The organism is Burkholderia sp. SRS-W-2-2016 (assembly GCF_001931485.1).
In the GTDB taxonomy this organism is placed as follows: Bacteria; Pseudomonadota; Gammaproteobacteria; order Burkholderiales; family Burkholderiaceae; genus Paraburkholderia.
This window is the reverse complement of sequence record NZ_MSDV01000046.1, coordinates 202,879-227,363: the sequence shown is the minus strand read 5'-3', so window position 1 is coordinate 227,363 and position 24,485 is coordinate 202,879. Positions and strand designations below refer to the sequence as shown.

23 protein-coding genes are annotated in these 24,485 nt (G+C 66.1%); 17 read left to right on the top strand and 6 right to left on the bottom strand.

From position 1 onward, the window contains the following. Positions 1–34 precede the first annotated feature (34 nt). Positions 35–448 carry a ribonuclease gene (locus BTH42_RS20750; protein ID WP_075302842.1) on the top strand — a complete coding sequence of 138 codons (414 nt, stop codon included), beginning with the start codon at positions 35–37 and terminating at the stop codon, positions 446–448. Between the two features lie 16 nt (positions 449–464). Next, positions 465–1,022 (top strand): barstar family protein, encoded by a 558-nt coding sequence (locus BTH42_RS20745; protein ID WP_075303024.1) that lies wholly within the window; start codon positions 465–467, stop codon positions 1,020–1,022. 117 nt (positions 1,023–1,139) lie between these two features. Here the strand turns inward: BTH42_RS20745 and BTH42_RS20740 are convergent, their stop codons facing one another. From BTH42_RS20740 to speE, 3 genes are all read right to left on the bottom strand, one after another. Then, positions 1,140–1,880: a 16S rRNA (uracil(1498)-N(3))-methyltransferase gene (locus BTH42_RS20740; protein WP_075302840.1), complete on the bottom strand. Its 741-nt coding sequence runs from the start codon at positions 1,878–1,880 to the stop codon at positions 1,140–1,142. 19 nt (positions 1,881–1,899) lie between these two features. Then, on the bottom strand, positions 1,900–2,313 hold the full coding sequence (locus BTH42_RS20735) for a glyoxalase/bleomycin resistance/extradiol dioxygenase family protein (protein ID WP_075302838.1): 414 nt from the start codon (positions 2,311–2,313) through the stop codon (positions 1,900–1,902). Positions 2,314–2,390: 77 nt separating this feature from the next. Beyond that, complete coding sequence (speE, locus tag BTH42_RS20730) at positions 2,391–3,281, bottom strand: polyamine aminopropyltransferase (RefSeq protein ID WP_075302836.1); 891 nt, start codon at positions 3,279–3,281, stop codon at positions 2,391–2,393. Between the two features lie 281 nt (positions 3,282–3,562). Between speE and tkt the strand changes: the two genes are divergently transcribed. Next, positions 3,563–5,584, top strand: a complete 2,022-nt coding sequence (gene tkt / locus BTH42_RS20725) for a transketolase (RefSeq protein ID WP_075302834.1) — start codon at positions 3,563–3,565, stop codon at positions 5,582–5,584. 116 nt (positions 5,585–5,700) lie between these two features. Continuing rightward, positions 5,701–6,711, top strand: coding sequence for a type I glyceraldehyde-3-phosphate dehydrogenase (gene gap / locus BTH42_RS20720; protein ID WP_075302832.1), 1,011 nt, complete (start codon positions 5,701–5,703; stop codon positions 6,709–6,711). A gap of 121 nt (positions 6,712–6,832) precedes the next feature. Here the strand turns inward: gap and BTH42_RS20715 are convergent, their stop codons facing one another. Then, complete coding sequence (locus BTH42_RS20715; RefSeq protein ID WP_075302830.1) at positions 6,833–7,519, bottom strand: FadR/GntR family transcriptional regulator; 687 nt, start codon at positions 7,517–7,519, stop codon at positions 6,833–6,835. A gap of 238 nt (positions 7,520–7,757) precedes the next feature. Here BTH42_RS20715 and BTH42_RS20710 point away from each other — a divergent pair, with 238 nt between their 5' ends. The 3 genes from BTH42_RS20710 to BTH42_RS20700 all read left to right on the top strand — a co-directional run bounded on the left by BTH42_RS20710 (position 7,758) and on the right by BTH42_RS20700 (position 10,815). Then, the gene (locus BTH42_RS20710) at positions 7,758–9,080 is read left to right on the top strand and encodes a C4-dicarboxylate transporter DctA (RefSeq protein ID WP_075302828.1); all 1,323 of its coding nucleotides are present in this window, start codon (positions 7,758–7,760) and stop codon (positions 9,078–9,080) included. 191 nt (positions 9,081–9,271) lie between these two features. After that, positions 9,272–10,279, top strand: coding sequence for an allantoicase (alc, locus tag BTH42_RS20705; RefSeq protein ID WP_075302826.1), 1,008 nt, complete (start codon positions 9,272–9,274; stop codon positions 10,277–10,279). A 23-nt stretch (positions 10,280–10,302) separates the two neighbouring features. Beyond that, positions 10,303–10,815: an ureidoglycolate lyase gene (locus BTH42_RS20700; RefSeq protein WP_075302824.1), complete on the top strand. Its 513-nt coding sequence runs from the start codon at positions 10,303–10,305 to the stop codon at positions 10,813–10,815. Between the two features lie 141 nt (positions 10,816–10,956). Here BTH42_RS20700 and fur read toward each other — a convergent pair whose 3' ends face one another. Beyond that, positions 10,957–11,385, bottom strand: coding sequence for a ferric iron uptake transcriptional regulator (fur, locus tag BTH42_RS20695; protein WP_012434340.1), 429 nt, complete (start codon positions 11,383–11,385; stop codon positions 10,957–10,959). A gap of 153 nt (positions 11,386–11,538) precedes the next feature. Between fur and BTH42_RS20690 the strand changes: the two genes are divergently transcribed. The 9 genes from BTH42_RS20690 (at position 11,539) to BTH42_RS20650 (ending at position 21,251) form a co-directional block, all read left to right on the top strand. Continuing rightward, a complete protein-coding gene (locus BTH42_RS20690) occupies positions 11,539–12,399 on the top strand; it encodes an outer membrane protein assembly factor BamE (protein ID WP_075302822.1) in 861 nt (286 codons plus the stop codon). Between the two features lie 265 nt (positions 12,400–12,664). Continuing rightward, positions 12,665–13,462, top strand: coding sequence for a 4-hydroxy-tetrahydrodipicolinate reductase (gene dapB, locus BTH42_RS20685; protein WP_075302820.1), 798 nt, complete (start codon positions 12,665–12,667; stop codon positions 13,460–13,462). Positions 13,463–13,549: 87 nt separating this feature from the next. Then, on the top strand, positions 13,550–14,272 hold the full coding sequence (locus BTH42_RS20680; RefSeq protein WP_075302818.1) for a MotA/TolQ/ExbB proton channel family protein: 723 nt from the start codon (positions 13,550–13,552) through the stop codon (positions 14,270–14,272). 30 nt (positions 14,273–14,302) lie between these two features. Continuing rightward, positions 14,303–14,734, top strand: a complete 432-nt coding sequence (locus tag BTH42_RS20675; protein ID WP_075302816.1) for a biopolymer transporter ExbD — start codon at positions 14,303–14,305, stop codon at positions 14,732–14,734. Between the two features lie 186 nt (positions 14,735–14,920). Further along, positions 14,921–17,512, top strand: a complete 2,592-nt coding sequence (gene leuS, locus BTH42_RS20670) for a leucine--tRNA ligase (RefSeq protein WP_075302814.1) — start codon at positions 14,921–14,923, stop codon at positions 17,510–17,512. Between the two features lie 91 nt (positions 17,513–17,603). Continuing rightward, entirely contained in the window at positions 17,604–18,155 is a 552-nt protein-coding gene (gene lptE / locus BTH42_RS20665; RefSeq protein ID WP_178392204.1) for an LPS assembly lipoprotein LptE, read from the top strand. Between the two features lie 27 nt (positions 18,156–18,182). Then, the gene (gene holA / locus BTH42_RS20660) at positions 18,183–19,322 is read left to right on the top strand and encodes a DNA polymerase III subunit delta (protein WP_075302810.1); all 1,140 of its coding nucleotides are present in this window, start codon (positions 18,183–18,185) and stop codon (positions 19,320–19,322) included. A gap of 171 nt (positions 19,323–19,493) precedes the next feature. Further along, positions 19,494–20,765 carry a glutamate-5-semialdehyde dehydrogenase gene (locus tag BTH42_RS20655; RefSeq protein ID WP_075302808.1) on the top strand — a complete coding sequence of 424 codons (1,272 nt, stop codon included), beginning with the start codon at positions 19,494–19,496 and terminating at the stop codon, positions 20,763–20,765. Between the two features lie 69 nt (positions 20,766–20,834). After that, positions 20,835–21,251, top strand: a complete 417-nt coding sequence (locus BTH42_RS20650; RefSeq protein ID WP_075302806.1) for a CopD family protein — start codon at positions 20,835–20,837, stop codon at positions 21,249–21,251. Positions 21,252–21,383: 132 nt separating this feature from the next. Here BTH42_RS20650 and BTH42_RS20645 read toward each other — a convergent pair whose 3' ends face one another. Then, the gene (locus tag BTH42_RS20645) at positions 21,384–22,229 is read right to left on the bottom strand and encodes a MurR/RpiR family transcriptional regulator (RefSeq protein ID WP_075302804.1); all 846 of its coding nucleotides are present in this window, start codon (positions 22,227–22,229) and stop codon (positions 21,384–21,386) included. Positions 22,230–22,553: 324 nt separating this feature from the next. Here BTH42_RS20645 and edd point away from each other — a divergent pair, with 324 nt between their 5' ends. Then, complete coding sequence (gene edd / locus BTH42_RS20640) at positions 22,554–24,485, top strand: phosphogluconate dehydratase (RefSeq protein WP_075302802.1); 1,932 nt, start codon at positions 22,554–22,556, stop codon at positions 24,483–24,485.

Below are 24,485 nucleotides of genomic sequence, written 5' to 3'. Positions count from 1 at the left end.
AAACTCGTGATCTGACAGCGGGGAACCCTGATACATGGCACGCAACTGGGTGGGCGTCAAAGGCGTGCTGGTTGGTGCCGCCGCGCTCGTCGCGCTGTCGAGTTCCGTGCCGCAGGCGCTGGCGCGAGACTATTCGGCGCCGGCTGCGGCCAACGTGCAGACGGGCACCATCGCGCTGGCGCAATTGCCACGCGAGGCAGTCAATACGTTGAACCTGATAGGCGCCGGCGGGCCTTATCCGTATCAGAAAGACGGCGTCGTATTCGGTAACTACGAACGGGTGCTACCCGCCCACCGGCGCGGTTATTACCACGAATACACCGTTCCCACGCCTCACGCGCGTAATCGCGGGGCGCGCCGCATCGTCTGCGGAGGTCCGCTGCAGCGGACCGACAACTGTTATTACTCGGACGACCACTACACCAGTTTTAATCGAATTGTTGAATGACATCGGGATGAACGGCATGAGCGACAACATCTACGCGCACGATTCCGCAGTCGCGACGGATCTTTTCGCGGCCGGCGAAGGCAATTTGTTCCAACGCGTCATGAAGATGCGCGCCGACGAGCAGGGTCGCGACAATCAGAGCGAGGCTGGCGTGGTTTCATCGAACGAGGAGCCCATGAGCCTTTTCAGGACCGTGCGACCGAACATCGTGCAATCGATCCGCGCGTTCCGCGTGCAGGATCTCGCCGACGAAGCGAACCAGCTCGGTCAGCACTTTCTGTATGCGTACTGCGCGAATGCGGCGTCGAAACAGGAAGTTCTCGAGACGATCGCGACCTCGTTCCTGTTTCCGAAGCACTTCGGCAAGAATTACGACGCGCTGTACGACTGCCTGACCGACCTCGTGCACAAGGCGGGCGCGCAGCCGGGCTTCGTGATCGTGCTCGAACATCTGCCAATCGCGCAGAAATTCGATAAAGAAGGGCGCGAAACGCTGCTCGACGTGTTCCGCGAGGCGGCCGAGTTCTGGGCCGAGCGCAAGGTCGCGTTCCGGGTCTTCTATTCGTTCGTGTGATTTAGCCTGAGCGGGCACTGACAGCCCGATCCGCTCGCGAACTTCGTGTAAGGTCGGCAAAAGGCCCGCCAATTGGCGGGCCTTTTGCTTGGTCAGTCGCTTTCTTCGTTAGCCGCTTTACCAGCCGCCCCAGCGCGCGGCGAGCGCAGCCAGTACCGCGATCCCGGCGGTTTCCGTGCGCAGCACCCGGGGGCCTAGGCCAACCGCGGTGAAACCGCGCTCGACGGCCGCGGCTTCCTCATCGGCGGACAGGCCGCCTTCGGGACCGATCAGCAGCGTGACTCCGCCGGGCGGCGGCGTCTCGGGCAGCGCGGTAAAACCGATGCTCGCACGCGGCGACAGCAGCAGACGCAACTCGCCCGCCGCCGGCTCGCGCGGCGAGCGGTCGAGCCACGCGTCGAACTCCTGCACCGGTTGCACTTCCGGCAAGCGGTTGCGCCCGCACTGCTCGCACGATGCCCGCACCACCCCTTGCCAATGCTGCTGGCGCCGCTGCGCGCGTTCGCCGGCAAGACGCACGACACTGCGCGCGGTCGCGAGCGGCACGAAGCCCGCCGCGCCCAGTTCGACTGCCTTCTCGATCAGCCAGTCCATCTTGTCGCCGCCGGCAATCCCCTGCGCGAGCGTCAGCCGATACGGCGGCTCGACTTCGACTTCACGGAATTCGCGAATCCTCACGCGCGCCGAGCGCCGTTCGACTTCGACCAGCTCGGCGTCGTACTCGCCGCCCTCGCCGTTGAACAGCACGAGCGAATCGCCGGGCTGCAGGCGCAGCACCAGCACGTGGCGCACGACATCGTCGGGCAACGCGATCACATCATCGGGATAAAGGGGAGCGGCAACAAAAAAACGGGGCATCGACGAAAGACTCATTAACTCAGGAAAGATGGCGCGCGAGCGCCCAGCGGTAACCGTCGATATCCTCGACCTGCGCGAAGCGATCGCCCCAGAACTGGTCTTGCGGTTCGCTCAGCGATTTCGCGCCGGCCGCGAGCGCGCGCTGGTAGACCGCATCGACGTCCTCGACGTACACATAGAACGATTGCGGCGCGATCGTGTTCGCGCTCTTCGGCGTCTGCGCGGTCGAGCCGAACGCGCCTTCGGGCGCGAACATCACGATCAACTGGCCTTGATAGGTCATCTCGACGTGCATCACGGCGCCGTCGTCCTGCACGCTGTCACGCACTTCGAAACCGAACGCCGCCGAAAAAAACGCCGTCGACGCGCGCGCGTCGCGCACCGTCAGATAGGGGGTCAGCCAGGGCACACCGGCGGGGCGGGGGGCGGTCATGGAGTTCTCCGTATGGGGTGGGTGGGCGCAACAGCGGCTGCGATTCGCGTTCGACGCTTGCGTCGCGGCATCGCGCGTCAACTGGATTGCTGCGGCAAGGGGCCCAGTTTATCGCGCACCGACCGTAGCGCCGAGAATAGCCCTGCGTGCAGGGCCGGTTCGTAGTGGCGCAGCGAATCGATGCCGCGCGCGGCGAGGCGCTCGGTCAGCGTGTCGGTGCTCAGCGCGGCGGGGTCGAGGGTGTCGCTGGCGATCGCCATCATCCACAGCGAGCCGTACAGCGGCACGAAGGTGCCGAGCGTGCGCACCTGGGCGAAGGCGGCGCGCAGATCGGCGAGCAGCGCGGCGATACGCGGCGCGTGGAAATAGGGCGAGCCGAGATGCAGCGATAGCGCGGCGCCGGGGCGCAGCACGCGCTTCAGTTGCGCGTAGAAGGCGGGCGTGTAGAGACCGGCGGCGGGGGAGTCGGGCGGCGTCAGGTCGAAGATCACTAGATCGAACTTGTTGGCGTCGGCCGCCGCACCCGCACCCGCCGCTGCAACATAATCCGCCGCGTCCCCGATCACCAGCTCGACGCGCGGATCCTCGAACGCCCCGCCATGCACGCTCGGCAGATGCTCGCGCGTGAGCCGCACCACCTCGGCATCCAGTTCCGCGACGACGATCCGCTCGATCCCCGGGTGCCTGAGCAACTGCCGCGCCGCGCCGCCATCGCCGCCGCCGAGCACCAGCGCCGCGCGCGGCGCCGGATGGGCGAGCGCGGCCGGGTGCACCATGCATTCGTGATAGATGAATTCGTCGCCGGCGGAGGTCATCGGCCGGCCGTCGAGCGTGAACAGCGCGCCGAGCTGCGGCGTGTCCCAGATTTCGATGCGCTGATAGTGCGATTTGACACTTTCTATCAGCCGCGCGTGCGCAAACCCATAGACGGCATCGGCATTCGGCTGGAACATCAGCGGTGCGTTCACGGCGGCGGGACTCGTTCGGTGAGCGTGGCGGGAGCGGTTGCCCGAATTGTAGTGGCAGGCGGCGTGCCCGCGCCGGCGCGGGTGAATTGGACCGCGCGTCCGGGCGGCTTTGCGGGCGGCTCGGGGTAAACCTTCTGCTAGAATGTGACGCTTTCAGCCTTGTCCGATTGCTCTGCCCGTTTCGCGTCTGGTGGCGCCGCATCGTGCGCCGCAGCGAGCTGGCCGCCGAGCTTCCGGGCCTCAAGCGCGCCCCGCTTTCTGACTCTGTCTCCGGACTCGACATGACGACCCCGTCTCCCGCACCCACTTCCCTGATGGCCAACGCAATCCGCGCGTTGTCCATGGACGCCGTTCAAAAGGCGAATTCCGGCCACCCCGGCATGCCGATGGGCATGGCCGAAATCGGCGTCGCGCTGTGGTCGCGTCATCTGCGCCATAACCCGACGAACCCGCACTGGGCGGACCGCGACCGCTTCATCCTGTCGAACGGCCACGGCTCGATGCTGCTGTATTCGCTGCTGCACCTGACCGGCTACGATCTGCCGATCGAAGAGCTGAAGAATTTCCGCCAACTGCATTCGAAGACCCCGGGTCACCCGGAATACGGCATCACGCCGGGCGTTGAGACCACCACCGGCCCGCTCGGCCAGGGTCTGGCGAACGCGGTCGGCATGGCGCTCGCCGAGTCGCTGCTCGCGACCGAATTCAACAAGCCTGACGCGAAGATCGTCGATCACCACACGTACGTGTTCGTCGGCGACGGCTGCCTGATGGAAGGCATCTCGCACGAAGCCTGCTCGCTCGCCGGCGTGCTGAAGCTGAACAAGCTGATCGCGTTCTACGACGACAACGGCATCTCGATCGACGGCGAAGTGGTGCACTGGTTCCACGACGACACCCCGAAGCGGTTCGAGGCGTACGGCTGGAACGTGATCCCGAACGTGGTCGGCCATGACGTCGACGCGGTCGACGCGGCGATCAAGCAGGCCAAGCAGTCGGACAAGCCGACGCTGATCTGCTGCAAGACCGTGATCGGCGAAGGCGCGCCGACCAAGGCCGGCTCGCACGATTCGCACGGCTCGCCGCTCGGTGACAAGGAAATCGCGGCGACCCGCGAGGCGATCGGCTGGAAGTGGGAGCCGTTCGTGATTCCGCAGGAAGTCTACGCGGCATGGGATGCGAAGGAAGCGGGCGCGCGCAACGAGTCGGAGTGGGACAAGGCGTTCGCGGCCTATGCGGCCAAGTACCCGCAGGAAGCGGCCGAATTCAAGCGCCGCAGCGACAAGCAGCTGCCGGCCGACTGGAAAGAAAAGGCCAAGGCGATCATCGCCGGCGCGAACGAGCGCGCGGAAACCGTCGCGACGCGTAAGGCTTCGCAGCAGGCGATCGAGGCTCTGTCGGCCGTGCTGCCGGAACTGCTCGGCGGCTCCGCCGACCTGACCGGTTCGAACCTGACCAACTGGAAGGCCGCCAAGCCGGTGCGCGTGAATGCCGAAGGCCGTGCCGCCGGCAACTACGTGAACTACGGCGTGCGCGAATTCGGCATGAGCGCGGCGATCAACGGCGTCGCGCTGCATGGCGGCTACAAGGCGTTCGGCGGTACCTTCCTGACGTTCTCGGACTACAGCCGCAACGCGCTGCGCGTCGCCGCGCTGATGAAGTCGCAGTCGATCTTCGTGTTCACGCACGACTCGATCGGCCTCGGCGAAGACGGCCCGACCCACCAGTCGATCGAGCACGTCGCGAGCCTGCGCCTGATCCCGAATCTGCAAACGTGGCGTCCGGCCGACACGGTCGAAACCGCGGTGGCCTGGACCCATGCGATCGCGCATGAAGGCCCGTCGTGCCTGATCTTCAGCCGTCAGAACCTGCCGTTCAACGAGCGCACCGACGCGCAGATCGCCAACATCGAGAAGGGCGGTTACGTGCTGCGCGACTGGGACGAAGAGATCGTCGCGCGCAAGATCATCCTGATCGCGACCGGCTCGGAAGTCGAACTCGCAATGAAGGCGGTCGAGCCGCTCGCGCGCGAAGGCATCGCTGCCCGCGTCGTGTCGATGCCGTCGACCACCGTGTTCGACAAGCAGGACGCCGAGTACCGCGAACGCGTGCTGCCGCACGGCGTGCGCCGCGTCGCGATCGAAGCGGGCGTGACGGATTTCTGGCGCAAGTACGTGGGTCTGGAAGGCGGCGTGGTCGGCATCGACACGTTCGGCGAATCGGCCCCGGCTGGCGTGCTGTTCAAGCATTTCGGTTTCACCGTCGAGAACGTGGTCGCGACGGCGAAGGCCGCCCTCGACTGACCGGTTCACGCGTTGCCGTACGCATCCGCGCCGCTCACGCAGAGCGCTTCATGCGGGGCGGCAACGCCACCGGTCGGACGAATAGAAAGGTTTTTTTAGCCATCAGGAGATAAGTCATGACGATTCGCGTCGCAATCAACGGCTACGGCCGGATCGGCCGCAACACCCTGCGCGCCTTCTATGAAAACGGCAAGAAGCACGATCTCGAAATCGTGGCCATCAACGACCTGGGCGATGCGAAGACCAACGCTCACCTGACGCAGTACGACACCGCGCACGGCAAGTTCCCGGGCGAAGTGTCGGTGGACGGCGACTACCTCGTCGTGAACGGCGACAAGATCCGCGTGCTGGCCAACCGCAACCCGGCCGAACTGCCGTGGGGCGAGCTGGGCGTCGACGTCGTGCTCGAGTGCACCGGCTTTTTCACGACCAAGGAAAAGGCTAGCGCGCACATCAAGGGCGGCGCGAAGAAGGTGATCATCTCGGCGCCGGGCGGTAAGGACGTCGACGCGACGATCGTCTACGGCGTGAACCACAATGTGCTCAAGGCATCGGACACGGTGATCTCGAACGCATCGTGCACGACCAACTGCCTCGCACCGCTGGTCAAGCCGCTGAACGACAAGATCGGCCTCGAAACCGGTCTGATGACGACGATCCACGCGTACACGAACGACCAGGTGCTGACCGACGTGTACCACGAAGACCTGCGCCGCGCGCGTTCGGCCACCCACAGCCAGATCCCGACCAAGACCGGCGCAGCCGCCGCGGTCGGCCTCGTGCTGCCGGAACTGAACGGCAAGCTGGACGGCTACGCGATTCGCGTGCCGACCATCAATGTGTCGGTCGTCGATCTGTCGTTCATCGCCAAGCGCGACACGACGGTCGAAGAAGTCAACGCGATCATGAAGGAAGCATCGCAGGGCTCGCTCAAGGGCATCCTCGGCTACAACGACGCACCGCTGGTGTCGATCGACTTCAACCACAACCCGGCTTCGTCGACGTTCGACGCGACGCTGACGAAGGTGTCGGGCCGTCTGGTGAAGGTGTCGAGCTGGTACGACAACGAGTGGGGCTTCTCGAACCGCATGCTGGACACGGCTGTGGCGCTCGCGAACGCGAAGTAAGCAGCAGGGCGCAGGCGCCCGGTGGCAAGGTTTCCGATGCCGCCGGCGCGACGCTCGCAGTAGCAAAAAGCCGCTCTTCGGAGCGGCTTTTTTTCGTCTGCGGCCGGGCGCCGCGTTGCCTTTACGGCGTCGGGAAATAAACCCCCGCGCGCTGCGCGGCGTTCGCGATATGCGTCTCGATCGCCTTGCCGGCGGCGAGCGAATCGCGCGCCTTCAGCGCATCGAGAATCGCACGATGCTCGGTGTAGGTGGACAGCACCCGCTCGCGCCGGTAGAACGGCATCCGCTGGCTTTCCTTCATGATTTCCGCGCTGCTGCGCAGGATCGACTCGATCGCCGCATTGCCGGCGATGCTGACGATGCGCATATGGAACTCGTAGTCGTAGCGCGCGGCTTCGTCGAGTTCGTCGCAGGCGAGCGCGCTCTGCATCGCGGTGACGTTGTCCTCGAGCCACGCGAGGTCGGCGTCGCTGACCGCCAGCACCGCCATGCGCGCGACGAAGCCTTCGAGCGCGTAACGCATCTGATAGGTGTCGGGCAGCGACGACTGCTCGGCGAAGCGCCACGCCTGCGCGTTTTTCGCCTGCGCGCTTTCCACATACACGCCCTTGCCGGGGCGGATCACCAGCAGCCCCAGCGCTTCGAGCGTGGACAGCGCCTCGCGCAGCGACGCGCGGCTGATCGACAGTTCGTCGGACAGCTGGCGCTGTGCGGGCAGCAGGCTGCCGACCGGATAGACGCCCGCTTCGATGCGCTCGCGGATGGTCGCGATCGCCGCGTCGGTGACGGTATGCGGGACGTTTTTCATGAGTGCTCACTCGTGGGCGTGGTCTGACCAGAATTTTAATACGCGCCGTGCGCGAATGCACCGCGTGGCGTAGCCGCTCTGCCATCCGTCCCGAAAATACGAAGCAAAACAACGGGTAAACACTATTCGACGCGTCCTTGACTCGACTATATCGGCTTCCTACTATTGCCCATAACAGTACTGGTCAGACCAGTCTGAACAGAGGTAGTCCAGAGACATCTGTCACCAGGAGGAAGCCGTGTTGAAGTTCTTCAATTCGCTATTCGGGCGGGTCGTCATCGCGCTCGTGCTCGGTATCGTGCTCGGTGCCGTCTTTCCGCATTTCGCGCAGTCGCTCCGTCCGCTCGGCGACGGTTTCCTCAAGCTGATCAAGATGGTGATCGGGCCGATCGTGTTCTGCGTGGTCGTGAGCGGGATGGCGCACGCCGGCGACCTGCGCAAGGTCGGCCGGGTCGGCCTGAAGGCGGTGGTCTACTTCGAGGTGATGACGACGATCGCGCTCCTGATCGGCGCGGTGCTCGCGTACATGACGCGGCCCGGCGTCGGCATGAACATCAATCTGAGTTCGCTCGACGCGGCCTCGCTCACGAACTACACCGAGCACGCGAAGAGCCTGAAGGACACCGCCGGCTTCCTGCTGAAGATCATCCCGGAGACCGCGTTCAACGCGTTCGCGACCGGCGACATCCTGCAGATCCTCGTGTTCTCGGTGATGTTCGGCTCGGCGCTGTCGCTGCTCGGCAAGCGCGCGCAGCGCGTCAGCGGGCTGATCGACGAACTCTCGCAGGTGTTCTTCCGCGTGATGGGTTTCATCATCAAGCTCGCGCCGCTCGGCGTGCTCGGCGCGATCGCGTTCACCACCGGCACCTACGGCGTCGAATCGCTGAAGCAGCTCGGCATGCTGGTGCTGGTGTTCTACGCGAGCTGCGTGGTGTTCGTGGTGGTCGTGCTCGGCATCGTGATGCGGCTCGCCGGCTTCAGCATCTTCAAGCTGATCCGCTACCTGCGCGAGGAACTGTCGATCGTGCTCGGCACCGCATCGTCCGACGCCGTGCTGCCGCAGATCATGCGCAAGCTCGAATGGATGGGCGTGAAGGACTCGACAGTCGGTCTCGTGATTCCGACCGGCTACTCGTTCAACCTCGACGGCTTCTCGATCTATCTGACGCTCGCGGTGATCTTTATCGCGCAGGCGACCAACACGCCGCTGTCGACGCACGATCTGATCGTCGTGGTGCTGGTGTCGCTGGTCACGTCGAAGGGCGCGCACGGCATTCCGGGTTCGGCGATCGTGATTCTCGCCGCGACGCTATCCGCGATTCCGGCAATCCCCGTGCTCGGCCTCGTGCTGATTCTGCCGGTCGACTGGTTCGTCGGCATCGCCCGCGCGCTGACCAACCTGATCGGCAACTGCGTCGCCACCGTGGTGGTCGCCGTGTGGGAGAACGATATCGACAAGGCCCGCGCGCATCGCGTGCTGAACCGCGACGACGCGCTGCGCTATGTGCCGGCGGTCGACGACGCCGATGCGGTCGGCGGCGAGCATGCGCCGGCTGTCTGATCGAAGGGCGGGTGGGCCGGCCTGACCGGACCAACCACCCGCTGTTGTCCGCTTTCCGTTACCGATGTTTTCGCGCGCCGCAGCGGCGCGCTCACCGCGCCGGCGAAGCTTCTCCCTCACTGAGACTCACTGAGCCGGCGCTTCCAGCTTCCTTGCTTCGTTCCTGTCCCTTACCGATACCGACCGACATCATGGCCAATCCGATTCTCGATCCCAACGCTCCCGCCTTCACGCGCCGCTACATGAACCTCGCCGACCCGCGGCTCGGCGCGAAAGCGCTGTTCGCGAGCGATGAATTCTTCGCGCCGAAGGAGCGCATGCTCGAGCCGCAGCCGGCGGTGTTCATCCCCGGCAAGTACGACGACCACGGCAAGTGGATGGACGGCTGGGAAACCCGCCGCAAGCGCACCACCGGCCACGACTTTTGCGTGATCCGGTTGGCGCGGCCGGGCGTCGTGCACGGCGTCGATCTCGATACCAGCCACTTCACCGGCAATTTCCCGCCGGCCGCATCGATCGACGGCTGCTACAGCGACGCCGAGACGCCGCCCGAGCAGACCGACTGGCAGACGCTGGTGCCGGCCACCACGCTGCAGGGCAACCAGCATCACTACGTGGAAGTGAACGACGCGCGCCCGTTCACCCATCTGCGCGTGAATCTGTATCCGGACGGCGGGCTCGCGCGGCTGCGCGTGTACGGCCAGCCGCAGCGCGACTGGTCGCGGGTCGAGCCCGGCACGCTGCTCGACCTCGCCGCGGTCGAAAACGGCGCGTACCTCGTCGCCGCGAACAACCAGCATTTCGGGCCGGCCTCGCAGATGCTGATGCCGGGCCGCGGCGTCAACATGGGCGACGGCTGGGAAACCCGGCGCCGGCGCGAGCCGGGCAACGACTGGGCGATCGTCGCGCTCGCGCGGCCGGGCGTGATCCGCAAGATCGAAGTGGACACCGCGCACTTCAAGGGCAATTTCCCGGACCGCTGCTCGCTGCAGGCGGCCTCGGTGACGGGCGGCACCGACGACTCGCTGGTCACCCAGGCGATGTTCTGGCCGGTGCTGCTCGGCGAGCAGAAACTGCAGATGGATCACGTGCATACGTTCAGCGACCTCGCGGCGCTCGGGGCGGTCACGCACGTGCGTTTCAATATCTTCCCCGACGGCGGCGTATCGCGTCTGCGTCTGTGGGGCGAGGTCGTTTAACGCAACGTGATGGAGCGGCGCTTATGAAGACCCTGCAAGTGGAGCGTTTGACGCGCGCGGCGTTCGCCCCGTTCGGCGACGTGATCGAACTCGATGGCGCGCGGCATTTTCCGATCAACGGCGGCACGACCGAGCGCTTTCACGACCTCGCGCGCGTCGACGTGACGGACGGCGGCGGCCGCACGCTGATCAACCTGTTTCGCGCGCAGCCGCGCGCGCTGCCGGTCGAGATCACGATGATGGAGCGGCATCCGCTCGGCAGCCAGGCTTTCATTCCATTACACGCGGGCCGCTATCTGGTGGTGGTCGCGCCGGCCGGCGAGTTCGATCCGGCGCAGATGCGCGCGTTCTGGACCGATGCGTGGCAGGGCGTCAATTATGCGAAAGGGGTCTGGCACCATTCGCTGCTCGCGCTCGACCGGGTCAGCGATTTCGTCGTCGTCGATCGTGGCGGCGAGGGGCCCAATTGCGATGAGTTGCAGCTGGCTCACCCGTGGCGGCTGGCGTTCGAGGCGAGCGCCGAGCTGGCCGCCTGACGCATCGGGACGCACGGCGGCGGGGACGCAAGCCATTTACGCCGCGACAATGAAAAAGCCCGGCCGATTCTCATCGGCCGGGCTTTTTTTCGTCGACTTGCCGGGCCGCTTACTTCCACGCGGCCCACGACGCATCAGCACTTAATGCTTGCGATGCGGGCAATTCTCCTTCGTACACGCTCCATACAGTGCCAGTGCGTGTTCCTGCAGTTTGAAGCCGCGTTCCTTCGCGATGGACTGCTGACGGCTTTCGATTTCGGAGTCGAAAAATTCTTCGACCAGCCCGCAATCGAGGCACACGAGGTGGTCGTGGTGCGACCCCTCGTTCAGTTCGAACACCGCCTTGCCCGACTCGAAGTTGCTGCGCGAGAGCAGGCCGGCCTGCTCGAATTGCGTCAGCACGCGATACACGGTCGCGAGACCGATATCGAGTTCCTCGTGCAGGAGGTTGCGGTACACGTCTTCGGCGGTCAGGTGACGCACCGGACTGTGCTGGAAAATCTCAAGGATTTTGAGGCGCGGAAGGGTCGCCTTGAGCCCGATATTCTTGAGATCGGTTGGATTGGTCATGACAAGGGATCCCTAGAGTACAATGCTGGGCTCTCATAGTAATGTGTTTTTGCCGTTCTGGTCATCTTCGATGGAATGAGCGCGGCCCGCCAGAGGGCCCGCACGGTGAGTGAAATGATTTCTAAATCTCAATTGATTTACCGGGGGAGCCGCATGCGGGGTACCTTGATCGCTGTTGCGACTGTCGCGGTACTTGCCGGATGTTCCACCTACGACAGCCTGACCCAGCGCTTTGCCCAGCACATCACGCCGTATCGCATTACGGTGGTGCAAGGTAACTTCGTGTCGCAGGAAATGGCCGGCCAGATGAAGGTTGGCATGACCCGCGCGCAGGCGCGCCAGGTGCTCGGCACGCCGCTGTTGACCGACATGTTCCACGCGGATCGCTGGGATTACGTGTTCTATTTCAAGCGCGGTAACACGTCGATCGTGCAGCAGCGCGACTTCGTCGTGTACTTCTCCGGCGACCTCGTGACCCATTGGACGGGCGGCGAGGATCTGCCGAGCAATCTCGAACTGCTGGCCGAAATCGACGGCGACCGCAGCGGCCGCCGGCCGAACGCGGCGCCGGTGCGCGCGACGAGCGCGGCCGAGGCCGCCAACGCGGTGGCCGCCAGCGACGCCGCCGCCGCGAGCGCGGCGGTTGCCGGCGGCGCGCCGACCATCGACACGACCCGCTCGCCGTCGGTGGAAGGCGCCGCGCAGGTTGCCGCGCCGTCCACGGACGCCAACGCGGAAGCCGCCCAGGCCGCCAATCGCGCAACCAGCGCGGTGACGACGTCGAACGGTACGTCGAGCGCGCGGGCTTCCGCGCCGCGTGCGAACGCCGGCGGGATCCCGACGCAAGGCCCGACCAGCGGCGGCCAGCCGCAATTCCAGTTCCACCGTCCGCCGCCGCCGGCGGCGCCGTCGGACAACAGCAATCCGGTCGGCCCGAACGGTTCGCAAAGCAGCGGTCCGACGCTGAACGCGCCGCTGACCGGCTCGCCGTCGGGTTCGGGCACGGGCGAGTAAGCCTGCTGTCGTTGTTGTGAGGCGGGTGGCGCGTGCCGCGCGACGCCCGCCGAAGTTGGGTTTTGGGTTGGTCCTACCGCGCGATGCGGCTCGGTCCCACCGGGCGAACCGCTCGCGCGACGTGGGCGTGTGTGCTGCCAGCGCCGCTCGCCGTTCGAACCGAATTTCGCCGGGCGCGCGCGCCCAACCATCCGTGCCGGCGCATCTGCCGGGTCGCGTTTGCCGGAAGCCATTTCCGGCTGTGTCTTTTCGAATCCTCACCGTCATGAAAATTGCCATTGCTGGCGCATCGGGCCGTATGGGCCGCATGCTGATCGAAACCGTTCTCAACGATGCCGGCGCGACGCTGTCCGGCGCGCTCTGCCGTACCGGCGCCGCGCAGCTCGGCCAGGACGCCGGCGCGTTCCTCGGCAAGCAGACCGGTGTGCTGCTTTCCGGCGACATCGAGCGCGTGTTCGCCGACTCCGACTACCTGATCGACTTCACGCGTCCGGACGCGACGCTCCAGCATCTCGAAGCCGCGCAGCGCCACAACGTGAAAATGGTGATCGGCACGACCGGCTTCGACAGCGAGCAGAAGGCGCAGCTGCGCGCGGCGTCGGAGAAAATCGGCGTGGTGTTCGCGTCGAACATGAGCGTTGGCGTGAACGTCACGCTGAAGCTGCTCGAATACGCGGCGCGCCAGTTCGCGACCGGCTACGACATCGAGATCATCGAAGCGCACCATCGCCACAAGGTCGACGCGCCGTCCGGCACCGCGCTGACGATGGGCGAGGTGATCGCCGACGCGCTCGGCCGTAATCTCGACGACTGCGCGGTGTACGGCCGCGAAGGCGTGACCGGCGAGCGCGATCCGTCCACGATCGGCTTCTCGGCGATTCGCGGCGGCGATATCGTCGGCGATCACACGGTGCTGTTCGCGGGCATCGGCGAGCGCATCGAGATCACCCACAAGTCGGCGAGCCGTCTGTCGTATGCACAAGGCGCGCTGCGTGCTGTACGCTTCCTCGAAGGCCACAACACCGGCTTCTTCGACATGCAGGACGTGCTCGGTCTGCGTTGAGCGCAGACGGGTTACGCACGGGGGCCGCGCGGCGCGCGCCCTCGCTCCTGAAGTCATCCCGAAGTCACTTTCCGACGGCGAGGTCAGATGGCAGGCAGCAGCGGCATCATCCATTACCTGCAAACCAGCGACGCGATCACGCATGGCGTCGCGTATGTGCTGCTGGCCATGTCGATTGCGAGCTGGTGCTTTCTGATCGTCAAGAGCTGGATATTGACGCGCGCGAAACGCCAGGCGGCGCGCGCGATCGCGAGGTTCTGGCAAGCGCCGACTCTTGCCGAGGGCGTCGCCACGCTCAGGCGCACGGACCGCGAGCGCGTTTTTGCACCGCTCGCCGAAGCGGCGCTGCATGCGGCCGAGGTCGAGATTCCGGGCGCGCTGCTCGCGCGCGTCGAACGTAGCGAACGGGTGCTGCGCGCGCTGCGCCAGGCGCTCAACGCCTCGCAACGGCGGCTCGAATTCGGCCAGGTGCTGCTTGCATCGGTCGGCAGCACCGCGCCGTTCGTCGGGCTGCTCGGCACCGTGTGGGGCATCTATCACGCGCTCGGCAGCATCGCGGCGAGCGGCCAGGCGCAGATCGAGAACGTCGCCGGCCCGGTCGGCGAGGCGCTGATCATGACCGCGTTCGGCCTGGTGGTCGCGATTCCGGCGGTGCTCGCGTACAACGTGCTCGGGCGGCTGGTACGGCAATTGTCCGAGGAACTCGACGGCTTCGCGCACGATCTGCACGCCTATGTGTGCGCGCCGGCCGAGCACGCGCCGGCGCCGCCGCGTACGCAGCCGATGGCGGCGCGCGAGACGCAGCGCTGACACCGGCACGCCCGGACGCAAGGAGGCGACATGGCATTCGGCGGACTCGAGAAAAAGCAGACGGCCGCGCCGATGGCCGAGATCAACATGACGCCGTTGATCGACGTGATGCTGGTGCTGCTGGTGATTTTCATCATCACCGCGCCGCTGTTCTCGCACGCAATCCGGCTCGATCTGCCGAAGGTCGCCGCGGCGCCCGCGCGCCAGACCCCGCAGACCATCGCGCTGTCGATCGACGGCGCCGGCCGGCTCTACTGGAATGGCCAGCCGCTGACGCTCGCGCAGCTGCGCGAGCGCTTCGCCGAAGCCGGCAAGCAGTCCGAGCAACCCGAAATCCAGCTGCGCGCGGAGCGCTCGACCCGCTACGAAGTGATCGCCCAGGTGATGGGCGCCGCGCAGCAGGCGGGGCTCGAACGGCTCGGCTTCGTCACCGACCCGCCGCCGCCCGCCGCGCAACCCTGAACCGCCGCGCCGCGCGCCGGACCGCGAGCCGCGCCGCGAGCCAAACCCCGCGCCACGCCGCGCGGCGCACCCGTCCGCGAACGGTATAATCGACGCTTTCCCCGCCAACGGGGAAACAAAGCATCCACATCCTGCAGAGCACCAAGGCCGGTGCGAAAGCACCGAACCTAGCGATCCCATCACACCATGCACGAAAAATACGTTCCCTCCGACGTCGAAGCCGCCGCGCAAGGGCAATGGCGCGCCATCGACGCGTACAAGACGACGGAAACCACCGACAAGCCCAAGTTCTACTGCGTTTCGATGCTGCCGTATCCGTCGGGCAAGCTGCACATGGGGCACGTGCGCAACTACACGATCAACGACGTGATGTACCGCTATCTGCGGATGAACGGCTACAACGTGCTGATGCCGATGGGCTGGGACGCGTTCGGGATGCCGGCGGAAAACGCCGCGATGGCCAACAACGTGCCGCCCGCGCAGTGGACCTACGACAACATCGCTTACATGAAGAAGCAGATGCAGTCGATGGGCCTCGCGATCGACTGGTCGCGCGAAGTCGCGACCTGCAGCCCGGACTACTACAAGTGGAACCAGTGGCTGTTCCTGAAGATGCTCGAAAAGGGCATCGCGTACAAGAAGACCGGCACCGTGAACTGGGACCCGGTCGACCAGACCGTGCTCGCGAACGAGCAGGTGATCGACGGGCGCGGCTGGCGCTCGGGCGCGCTGGTCGAAAAGCGCGAAATCCCGATGTACTACATGCGCATCACGCAGTACGCGGACGAACTGCTGAACGATCTCGACGGCCTCGGCTGGCCCGAGCGCGTGAAGATCATGCAGCAGAACTGGATCGGCAAGAGCTTCGGCGTGAACTTCGGTTTCCCGTATGAAATCGACGGCGAACAGAAGCTGCTGCGCGTATTCACCACGCGCGCCGACACGATCATGGGCGTCACGTTCTGCGCGATCGCCGCCGAACATCCGCTCGCCACGCGTCTCGCGAAAGACCATCCGGAGCTGCAGGCATTCATCGACGAATGCAAGCGCGGCGGCGTCGCCGAAGCCGACGTCGCGACGATGGAAAAGAAGGGCATGGCGACCGGCTTCTACGTCACACATCCGCTGACCCAGGAAAAGGTCGAGGTGTGGATCGGCAACTACGTGCTGATGAGCTACGGCGAAGGCGCGGTGATGGGCGTGCCGGCGCACGACGAGCGCGACTTCGCGTTCGTGAAGAAATACGGTCTGCCGATCAAGCAGGTGGTGGCCGTCGAAGGCCAGACGTTCTCGACCGCCGCATGGGAAGAGTGGTACGGCGAGAAGTCCGGCACGCTGGTCAACAGCGGCAAGTACGACGGCCTCGCGTACGACGAAGCGGTGGACCGCATCGCCGCGGACCTGAAGGAACTCGGTCTCGGCGACAAGCAGATCACCTGGCGTCTGCGCGACTGGGGCGTGTCGCGCCAGCGCTACTGGGGCACGCCGATTCCGATCATCCACTGCCCGAAGTGCGGCGACGTGCCGGTGCCGGAGAAAGACCTGCCGGTCGTGCTGCCGGAAGACCTGGTGCCGGACGGTACCGGCAATCCGCTCGCGAAGTCCGAAGCATTCCTGAATTGCAGCTGCCCGACCTGCGGCGGCGCGGCCAAGCGCGAAACCGACACGATGGACACCTTCGTCGATTCGTCGTGGTACTTCTACCGCTACGCATCGCCGGACGCGAAGACCATGGTCGACGAGCGTACCGACTACTGGGCGCCGATGGACCAGTACATCGGCGGCATCGAGCACGCGATCCTGCACCTGCTGTACTCGCGCTTCTGGGCCAAGGTGATGCGCGACCTCGGTCTCGTGAAGTTCGGCGAGCCGGCCAAGAACCTGCTCACCCAGGGCATGGTGCTCAATGAAACGTATTACCGCGAAAGCGACGCGGGCAAGAAGACCTGGTACAACCCGGCCGACGTGACCGTGTCGTTCGACGACAAGGGCCGCCCGGTCGGCGCGATCCTGAACGCGGACGGCCAGCCGGTCGTGCTCGGCGGCGTCGAGAAGATGTCGAAGTCGAAGAACAACGGCGTCGACCCGCAGATGCTGATCGACCAGCACGGCGCCGACACCGCGCGTCTGTTCGTGATGTTCGCCGCGCCGCCCGAGCAGCAGCTCGAGTGGTCGGGTTCGGGCGTCGACGGCGCGAGCCGCTTCCTGCGCCGGGTGTGGAATTTCGGTCACGCGAACGAAACCGCGCTGCGCGCCGGCGGCCAGTTCGACGCCGCGCAACTTGCCGAAGTCGACAAGGTGCTGCGTCGCGAGATCTACAGCGTGCTGAAGCAGGCCGATTTCGACTACCAGCGTCTGCAGTACAACACGGTGGTGTCGGCGGCGATGAAGATGCTCAACGCGCTCGACGGCGCGAAGGGCGCGCAGCCGGCCGTGCTGCGCGAAACCTACAGCGTGATGCTGCGCGTGCTGTACCCGGTCGTCCCGCACCTGACGTTCCAGCTGTGGCAGGAACTCGGCTACGCGGACGAATACGGCTCGCTGCTCGACGCGCCGTGGCCGAAGGTCGACGAAAAGGCCCTCGAACAAGCCGAGATCGAACTCGTGCTGCAGGTGAACGGCAAGGTGCGCGGTGCGCTGACGGTCGCGAAGGACGCGTCGCGCGAAGCGATCGAGCAACTCGCGGCCGCGCACGAAATGGTCGCGAAGTTCAGCGAAGGCAAGGCGCCGAAGAAGATCATCGTGGTGCCGGGCCGTCTCGTGAACGTGGTCGTTTGACGGACCACGCCATCGCGCCGGTTGAACGGACGCCGCCCGTCGGCGGCGGCGTTCGCCGGCACCGCGAATCCACTGCGAACCGGGAGCGAATGTGACTCGCAGATCGTTTTTGACGCTCGCTTGCAGCGTAATGATGTTGTCGGCCTGCGGCTTCCAGTTGCGCGGCCAGCAGGACTACCCGTTCAAGCGGCTGTACGTGTCGGGCGGCTCGCCCGCGGCCGTCGCGCGCTTTACGCGCATCGTGCAGGGCGGCAGCGACACCGTGGTGGTCAGCTCACCGGCCAATGCCGACGCGCTGCTGCAGATCACGCAGGGCCGCGGCATCAGCACGCTGACGCTCAATTCGCTGGGCGTGGTCGCGGAATATCAGCTGAATCTGCAGATGACCTATACGCTGACCGGCAAGGACGGCACGGTGCTGATTCCGAGCAGCGTGATCGCGCTGAACCGCGCGATGACCTATAGCGACCAGTTCTCGCAGGCGAAGGCCGCCGAGTCCGACATCCTGTTCGCGGACATGGAAAACGACGCGATCGATCAGCTGGTGCGCCGCCTCGGCGCGGTGCGCTCGATGCATCCGGCGCCGGGCGAAGTGGTGCAGCCGCTCGTGCCGCGCGCGCCGCTGCCGCCGCCGCCGCTGTGAGCGGCCGGACCATTCTGACCGCTAGCCATGCAACTGCGACCTGACGCGCTCGAAGCGCATCTCGCCAAGGGCCTCGCCGGACTGTACGTCGTGTACGGCGACGAGCACCTGCTCGCGCAGGAGGCCTGCGACCGCATCCGCGCGGCCGCGCGCGCGGCGGGCTTCACCGACCGTTCGGTGTTCACGGTCGAGCGCGGCTTCGACTGGAGTTCGCTGCTCGGCGCGAGCCAGTCGATGTCGCTGTTCGGCGACCGCCAGCTGGTCGAGCTGCGGATTCCGTCGGGCAAGCCGGGCAAGGAAGGCGCCGACGCGCTGAAGGCGCTCGCGGCCGCCGTCAACGACGACGTACTGACGATGATCACGCTGCCGCGTCTCGATGCAACCACGCAGAAGTCCGCGTGGTTCAGCGCGCTGGCGGACGCGGGCGTCGCGCTGAAGATCGATCCGGTCGAGCGCGCGCAATTGCCGAACTGGGTCGGCCAGCGGCTCGCGGCGCAAGGCCAGCGGGTTGCCGCCGGCGAAGAAGGGCGGCGCGCGCTCGCGTTTATCGCCGAGCGCGTCGAGGGCAATCTGCTCGCCGCGCATCAGGAAATCCAGAAACTCGGGCTGCTGTATCCGCAGGGCTCGCTCAGCTTCGACCAGGTGCAGGACGCGGTGCTGAACGTCGCGCGTTACGACGTGTTCAAGCTCAACGAGGCGATGCTGGCGGGCGACGTCGGCCGTCTCGCGCGCATGCTCGACGGGCTGCGCGGCGAGGGCGAGGCCGCGGTGCTGGTGCTGTGGGCGGTCGTCGAGGAAGTGCGCACGCTGCTGCGCATCAAGCGCGGTGTCGCGGCCGGCAAGCCGCTCGCGATGCTGACCCGCGAGAACCGTGTGTGGGGGCCGCGCGAACGGCTGATCGGACCGGCGCTGTCGCGCGTCAATGAGGCGGCGCTGGAACAGGCGCTCGAGCTGGCGGCGCGGCTCGACCGCCAGGTGAAGGGGCTGTCGGGCGGCACGCCCGGCAATCGTCGCAATGCTCCGCCGCCCGATCCGTGGGACGGCCTGTTCGACCTCGCGATGACGGTAGCCGCGCCCAGACCGGCGGCCGGTGCGCCAGCAGCCGGCGCGCCGGTGCCGCCACGACCGCGTACCGCCGCCGCCCCGCCGCCCCGCCGTCCAGTCTGACGCGCGCCAGGGGCGCCAAAGAGTGGCAACGGTGGCAACGGCGGCAAGCCCGGCACTGCTGCGCTCCGCCGCCGCAAGCGCCGCCCCACGACCCGACTTACAATCGCTTGATCTTTCGCTAATCCCGCCAGACCGCCGCACCGCAGCGTGCGCGGCATCACGAGAATGACCATGGATATCGACCAGTACATGACCGACCTCGGCCAGCGCGCCCGCCAGGCTTCGCGCGCGATGGCGCGAGCGTCGACCGCCGCGAAGAACGCCGCGCTCGCGGCCGTCGCCGAAGCGATCGAGCGCGACGCCGACCTGCTGAAGGCGGCCAATGCACGCGACCTCGAACGCGCGCGCGAGAAGGGCCACGACGCCGCGTTCATCGATCGCCTGACGCTGTCGGACAAGGCGCTCGCGACGATGGTCGAAGGGCTGCGCCAGGTCGCGGCGCTCGCCGATCCGATCGGCGAGATCAGCAATCTGAAGTACCGGCCGAGCGGCATCCAGGTCGGCCAGATGCGCGTGCCGCTGGGCGTGATCGGCATCATCTACGAATCGCGCCCGAACGTGACGATCGACGCTGCCGCGCTGTGCCTGAAGTCCGGCAACGCGACGATCCTGCGCGGCGGCTCCGAGGCGCTCGAATGCAATACCGCGCTCGCGAAGCTGATCGGCGAAGGGCTCGAGGCGGCCGGGCTGCCGCAGGACGCGGTGCAGGTCGTCGCGACCGCGGACCGCGCGGCGGTCGGCAAGCTGATCACGATGACCGAATACGTCGACGTGATCGTGCCGCGCGGCGGCAAGAGCCTGATCGAGCGTCTGATGAACGAAGCGCGCGTGCCGATGATCAAGCACCTGGACGGCATCTGCCACGTGTACGTCGACGATCGCGCGGATCTGACCAAGGCGCTGAACGTCTGCGACAACGCGAAGACGCACCGCTACGGCACCTGCAACACGATGGAAACGCTGCTGGTCGCGCGCGGCATCGCGGCCGCGGTGCTGCCGCCGCTCGGCAAGCTGTATCGCGCGAAAGACGTCGAGCTGCGTGTCGACGCGGCGGCGCGCGCGGTGCTCGCCGACGCGGGCGTCGGCCCGCTGGTCGACGCGACCGAGGAAGACTGGCGCACGGAATATCTCGCGCCGGTGCTGGCGATCAAGGTGGTCGACAATCTCGACGCGGCGATCGAGCACATCAACACCTACAGCTCGCAGCACACCGACGCGATCGTCACCGAAGACCACGACCGCGCGATGCGCTTCCTGCGCGAAGTCGACTCGGCGAGCGTGATGGTCAACGCATCGACGCGTTTCGCCGACGGCTTCGAGTTCGGTCTGGGCGCGGAGATCGGCATTTCGAACGACAAGCTGCACGCGCGCGGGCCGGTCGGCCTCGACGGGCTGACCTCGCTGAAGTACGTCGTGCTGGGGCACGGCGAGGGCCGCCAGTAAGCGCGGTGCTTGAACTGTAGCTTTAGCAGTAGCTGTAAAGCTGTACCCCACAACAACAAAGGACCGCCGATGCTTTGGGTTAAAACGTTTCACATCGTCTTGATTGCCTCCTGGTTTGCCGGCCTGTTCTACCTGCCGCGCATCTTCGTCAATCTGGCGATGGAAACGGAACCCGCGGCGACCGCGCGTCTGCTGCTGATGGCGCGCAAGCTGTTCCGCTTCATGACCATCATCGCGGTGCCGGCGCTCGCGTGCGGGCTGTGGCTGTGGCTCGTGATCGGGATCGGCAGCGGGCAGGGCTGGATTCACGCGAAGGTCGGCGTGGTGGTGTTGCTGATCGTTTATCACGCGTATTGCGGCGTGCTGCTGCGACGCTTCGAGCGCGGCGAGAACCGGCGCACGGACAAGTGGTATCGGATGTTCAACGAGCTGCCGGTGCTCGGGATGCTAGCGGCGGTCGCGCTGGTGGTGATCAAGCCGTTTTGAGCGTGCGGTAGCGGTTGCGGTTGCAGTAGCGCGCCGCGTTGCTGGAAAAAACAAAAGGGCGGTGTGCCGGATAACTGGCACACCGCCCTTTTGTTTTCGGCGGGCGCGCGTTTGCGATTTGCGACGCCTGCGTCACCCCTGCGAATCCACCCGCCGCCGGTGAATCACTTCCTTCGTCTGCGCGAGTTTCTCCACCAGTTCCGGCCCGCGGCTGAGCGCGACCCCGACCGCCAGAATGTCGCCGATCGCCAGATGCGAGACCCGCGAGGTCATCGGCGAAAAGATGTCGGTGTCTTCGTCGACGTTCGCGAACAGGCCGACCGTCGCGAGCCGCGCGAGCGGCGAGTTGCCGTGCGTGATCGCGATCACCTTCGCGCCGGCGTTCAACGCGGCCTTCGCCGCATCGATGATGTCGCGCGTGCGGCCGGTGTTCGAGATCGCGACCACCACGTCGCCCGCGCCGAGCAGCGCCGACGACATCAGAAACGTGTGCGGGTCCGAATACGCGACGCTCGGCATGCCGAGGCGGAAGAACTTGTGCTGCATGTCGAGCGCGGCGATCCCGGAACCGCCCGCGCCGTAGAACTCGATGCGCCGCGCCTGCGCAAGGATTTCGATCGCGGCGGCGACGCTGTCGGACGACAGGTTGTTGCGCACCTGGATCAGCGCACCGATCGTGCGGTCCAGCACCTTCGCGGCGACCCCGGGCGTCGGCTCGTCGGGGCGCACGTCGCGATAGACGGCCGGCACCTCGGCGGCGATCCCCTGCGCGAGCCGGATCTTGAACTCGCGAAAGCCGGAAAAGCCGAGCGCGTGGCAGAACCGCGCGATGGTCGGCTGACTCACGCCCGCGCGCGCGGCGACTTCGGTCATCGACAGATCGAGCACCTCGCGCGGCGCTTCGATCACGTAATCGGCCAGCTTGCGCTCGGACGGGCGCAACTGGTCGCGCATCTCTTCCACCTGGGACAGCATCATCGGAAAACTCGCACTATGCTGAAGAATCCGTGGACTATAGCCGATTGGTCGATATCCGACAAAAGGCAGGTACAAAAACTACATATTGCGTCTAAGTGTTATCCCTAGGTTTTGCTTGTTTTACCTTGATGTGCCGCCAGTCAAGCGAAACAGCGTGATCGGCGATGCGGCGCTGCAGCAGGTTTCGTCGTTGCGATCGTGTAGTTTTTCTACTAAGATGGCGTCGTTCGAAAGCACAACCGCAACGTCCCGACCCAACCCGCGACCACCCCGCGATACCGCCAGGCGTCACGCTTGCCCGCCGCCGGCGACGAAGGAGCTCCGATGGTTTCCCCGCATTCGCAATTGTCGAAGGTCACGCAACGCGTGATCGAGCGCAGCAAGCCCACGCGCGCAGCGTATCTGGCCCGTATCCAGCATGCGCAGGGGCGTTTCCCGGCGCGCGGCGCGCTGTCGTGCGCGAACCTCGCACACGGTTTCGCGGGTCTGGAAGGCAACGACAAACTCAAGATCAAGCAGATTCGCGAGCCGAACATCGGCATCGTTTCGTCGTACAACGAAATGTTGTCGGCCCACGCGCCGTACAAAAACTACCCGGACATCATCAAGCAGGCCGCGCGTGAAAACGGCGGCGTCGCGCAATTCGCGGGCGGCGTGCCGGCGATGTGCGACGGCATCACCCAGGGCAACGCGGGGATGGAGCTGTCGCTGTTCTCGCGCGAAGTGATCGCGATGGGCACCGCGGTCGCGCTGACCCATAACATGTTCGACGCGGCGCTGTGCCTCGGGATCTGCGACAAGATCGTGCCGGGCCTGCTGATCGGCGCGCTGCAATTCGGCCATCTGCCGACCATCTTCGTGCCGGCCGGCCCGATGACGAGCGGCCTGTCCAACGACGACAAAGCCAAGACGCGCCAGCAGTTCGCGACCGGCCAGTGCGGGCGCGACGCGTTGCTCGAAGCGGAAGCGGCCGCGTATCACGGCCACGGCACCTGCACGTTCTACGGCACCGCGAACAGCAACCAGATGCTGATGGAAGTGATGGGCCTGCACCTGCCGGGCTCGGCCTTCGTGCATCCGCACACGCCGCTGCGCGACGCGCTGACCGCGCAGGCCGCGCGCCGCGTGCTCGATCTGACGGTCGAGCGCGGCAACTACATGCCGATCGGCCACGTGATCGACGAGAAGGCGATCGTCAACGGCATCGTCGCGCTGCTGGCGACCGGCGGCTCGACCAATCACACGTTGCACCTCGTCGCGATCGCGCGCGCGGCCGGCATCGTGATCGACTGGGACGATTTCGACGAGCTGTCGCAGGCGGTGCCGCTGCTCGCGAAGATCTATCCGAACGGCAAGGCCGACGTGAATCACTTCCACGCGGCCGGCGGCGTCGCGTTCCTCGTGCGCAACCTGCTCGAAGCGGGGCTGCTGCACGAAGACGTGAACACCGTCGCGGGCAAGGGCCTCACGCACTACACCGAAGAGCCGAAGCTGCTCGACGGCAAGCTGCAATGGGTCGCGGGTGTCGAAGCGAGCGCGGACACCGCGGTGCTGCGCGGCATCAAGGAACCGTTCCAGCCGGACGGCGGCCTGCGCCTGATGCAGGGCAAGCTCGGCCGCGGCGTGATCAAGATTTCGGCGGTTGCCGCCGCGCATCGCAAGGTGAAGGCGCCGGCGATCGTGTTCGATTCGCAGGAAGCGGTGCAGGAAGCGTTCGATAACGGCGAGCTGAAGCGCGACTTCATCGCGGTGGTGCGCTTCCAGGGCGCGCGCGCAAACGGCATGCCCGAGCTGCATCGTTTGACGCCGCTGCTGGGTGTGTTGCAGGATCAGGGTTTCCATGTCGCGCTGGTCACCGACGGCCGGATGTCGGGCGCATCGGGTAAGGTGCCGGCGGTGATTCACCTGTCGCCGGAAGCGCTGCTGCAAGGGCCGATCGGCAAGGTTCGCACCGGCGACATGCTGGTGATCGACGCCGAAGCGGGCGTGCTCGACATCGAGATCGACGCGGCCGAATGGGCGGCGCGCCAGTGCGAACAATCGCGGCATCAGGCGGAGAACGAAGTCGGCTTCGGCCGCGAGCTGTTCGGCGTATTTCGCGCGGCGGCGGCGCCGGCCGAGCAGGGCGCATCGGTTTTCGGCCCGATGGTCGGCGAAGGCGGCCACGGCACGCCCGCACAGCACGGCCAGCAGCACGGCGACCAACACAGGAGCACCGCGCAAACCGGCGCGGCGCTGCAGAAACAAGGAGTCTGA

Bases quoted from the DNA above. Each gene is read 5' to 3' on its own strand.
- fur (WP_012434340.1), bottom strand. From the start codon at position 11,385: ATGACCAATCCAACCGATCTCAAGAATATCGGGCTCAAGGCGACCCTT.
- BTH42_RS20650 (WP_075302806.1), top strand. From the start codon at position 20,835: ATGCTTTGGGTTAAAACGTTTCACATCGTCTTGATTGCCTCCTGGTTT.
- BTH42_RS20740 (WP_075302840.1), bottom strand. From the start codon at position 1,880: ATGCCCCGTTTTTTTGTTGCCGCTCCCCTTTATCCCGATGATGTGATC.
- BTH42_RS20675 (WP_075302816.1), top strand. From the start codon at position 14,303: ATGGCATTCGGCGGACTCGAGAAAAAGCAGACGGCCGCGCCGATGGCC.
- BTH42_RS20655 (WP_075302808.1), top strand. From the start codon at position 19,494: ATGGATATCGACCAGTACATGACCGACCTCGGCCAGCGCGCCCGCCAG.
- leuS (WP_075302814.1), top strand. From the start codon at position 14,921: ATGCACGAAAAATACGTTCCCTCCGACGTCGAAGCCGCCGCGCAAGGG.
- BTH42_RS20750 (WP_075302842.1), top strand. From the start codon at position 35: ATGGCACGCAACTGGGTGGGCGTCAAAGGCGTGCTGGTTGGTGCCGCC.
- BTH42_RS20745 (WP_075303024.1), top strand. From the start codon at position 465: ATGAGCGACAACATCTACGCGCACGATTCCGCAGTCGCGACGGATCTT.
- BTH42_RS20715 (WP_075302830.1), bottom strand. From the start codon at position 7,519: ATGAAAAACGTCCCGCATACCGTCACCGACGCGGCGATCGCGACCATC.
- BTH42_RS20735 (WP_075302838.1), bottom strand. From the start codon at position 2,313: ATGACCGCCCCCCGCCCCGCCGGTGTGCCCTGGCTGACCCCCTATCTG.
- gap (WP_075302832.1), top strand. From the start codon at position 5,701: ATGACGATTCGCGTCGCAATCAACGGCTACGGCCGGATCGGCCGCAAC.
- tkt (WP_075302834.1), top strand. From the start codon at position 3,563: ATGACGACCCCGTCTCCCGCACCCACTTCCCTGATGGCCAACGCAATC.
- BTH42_RS20680 (WP_075302818.1), top strand. From the start codon at position 13,550: ATGGCAGGCAGCAGCGGCATCATCCATTACCTGCAAACCAGCGACGCG.
- dapB (WP_075302820.1), top strand. From the start codon at position 12,665: ATGAAAATTGCCATTGCTGGCGCATCGGGCCGTATGGGCCGCATGCTG.
- holA (WP_075302810.1), top strand. From the start codon at position 18,183: ATGCAACTGCGACCTGACGCGCTCGAAGCGCATCTCGCCAAGGGCCTC.
- BTH42_RS20690 (WP_075302822.1), top strand. From the start codon at position 11,539: ATGCGGGGTACCTTGATCGCTGTTGCGACTGTCGCGGTACTTGCCGGA.
- edd (WP_075302802.1), top strand. From the start codon at position 22,554: ATGGTTTCCCCGCATTCGCAATTGTCGAAGGTCACGCAACGCGTGATC.
- BTH42_RS20645 (WP_075302804.1), bottom strand. From the start codon at position 22,229: ATGATGCTGTCCCAGGTGGAAGAGATGCGCGACCAGTTGCGCCCGTCC.
- BTH42_RS20700 (WP_075302824.1), top strand. From the start codon at position 10,303: ATGAAGACCCTGCAAGTGGAGCGTTTGACGCGCGCGGCGTTCGCCCCG.
- alc (WP_075302826.1), top strand. From the start codon at position 9,272: ATGGCCAATCCGATTCTCGATCCCAACGCTCCCGCCTTCACGCGCCGC.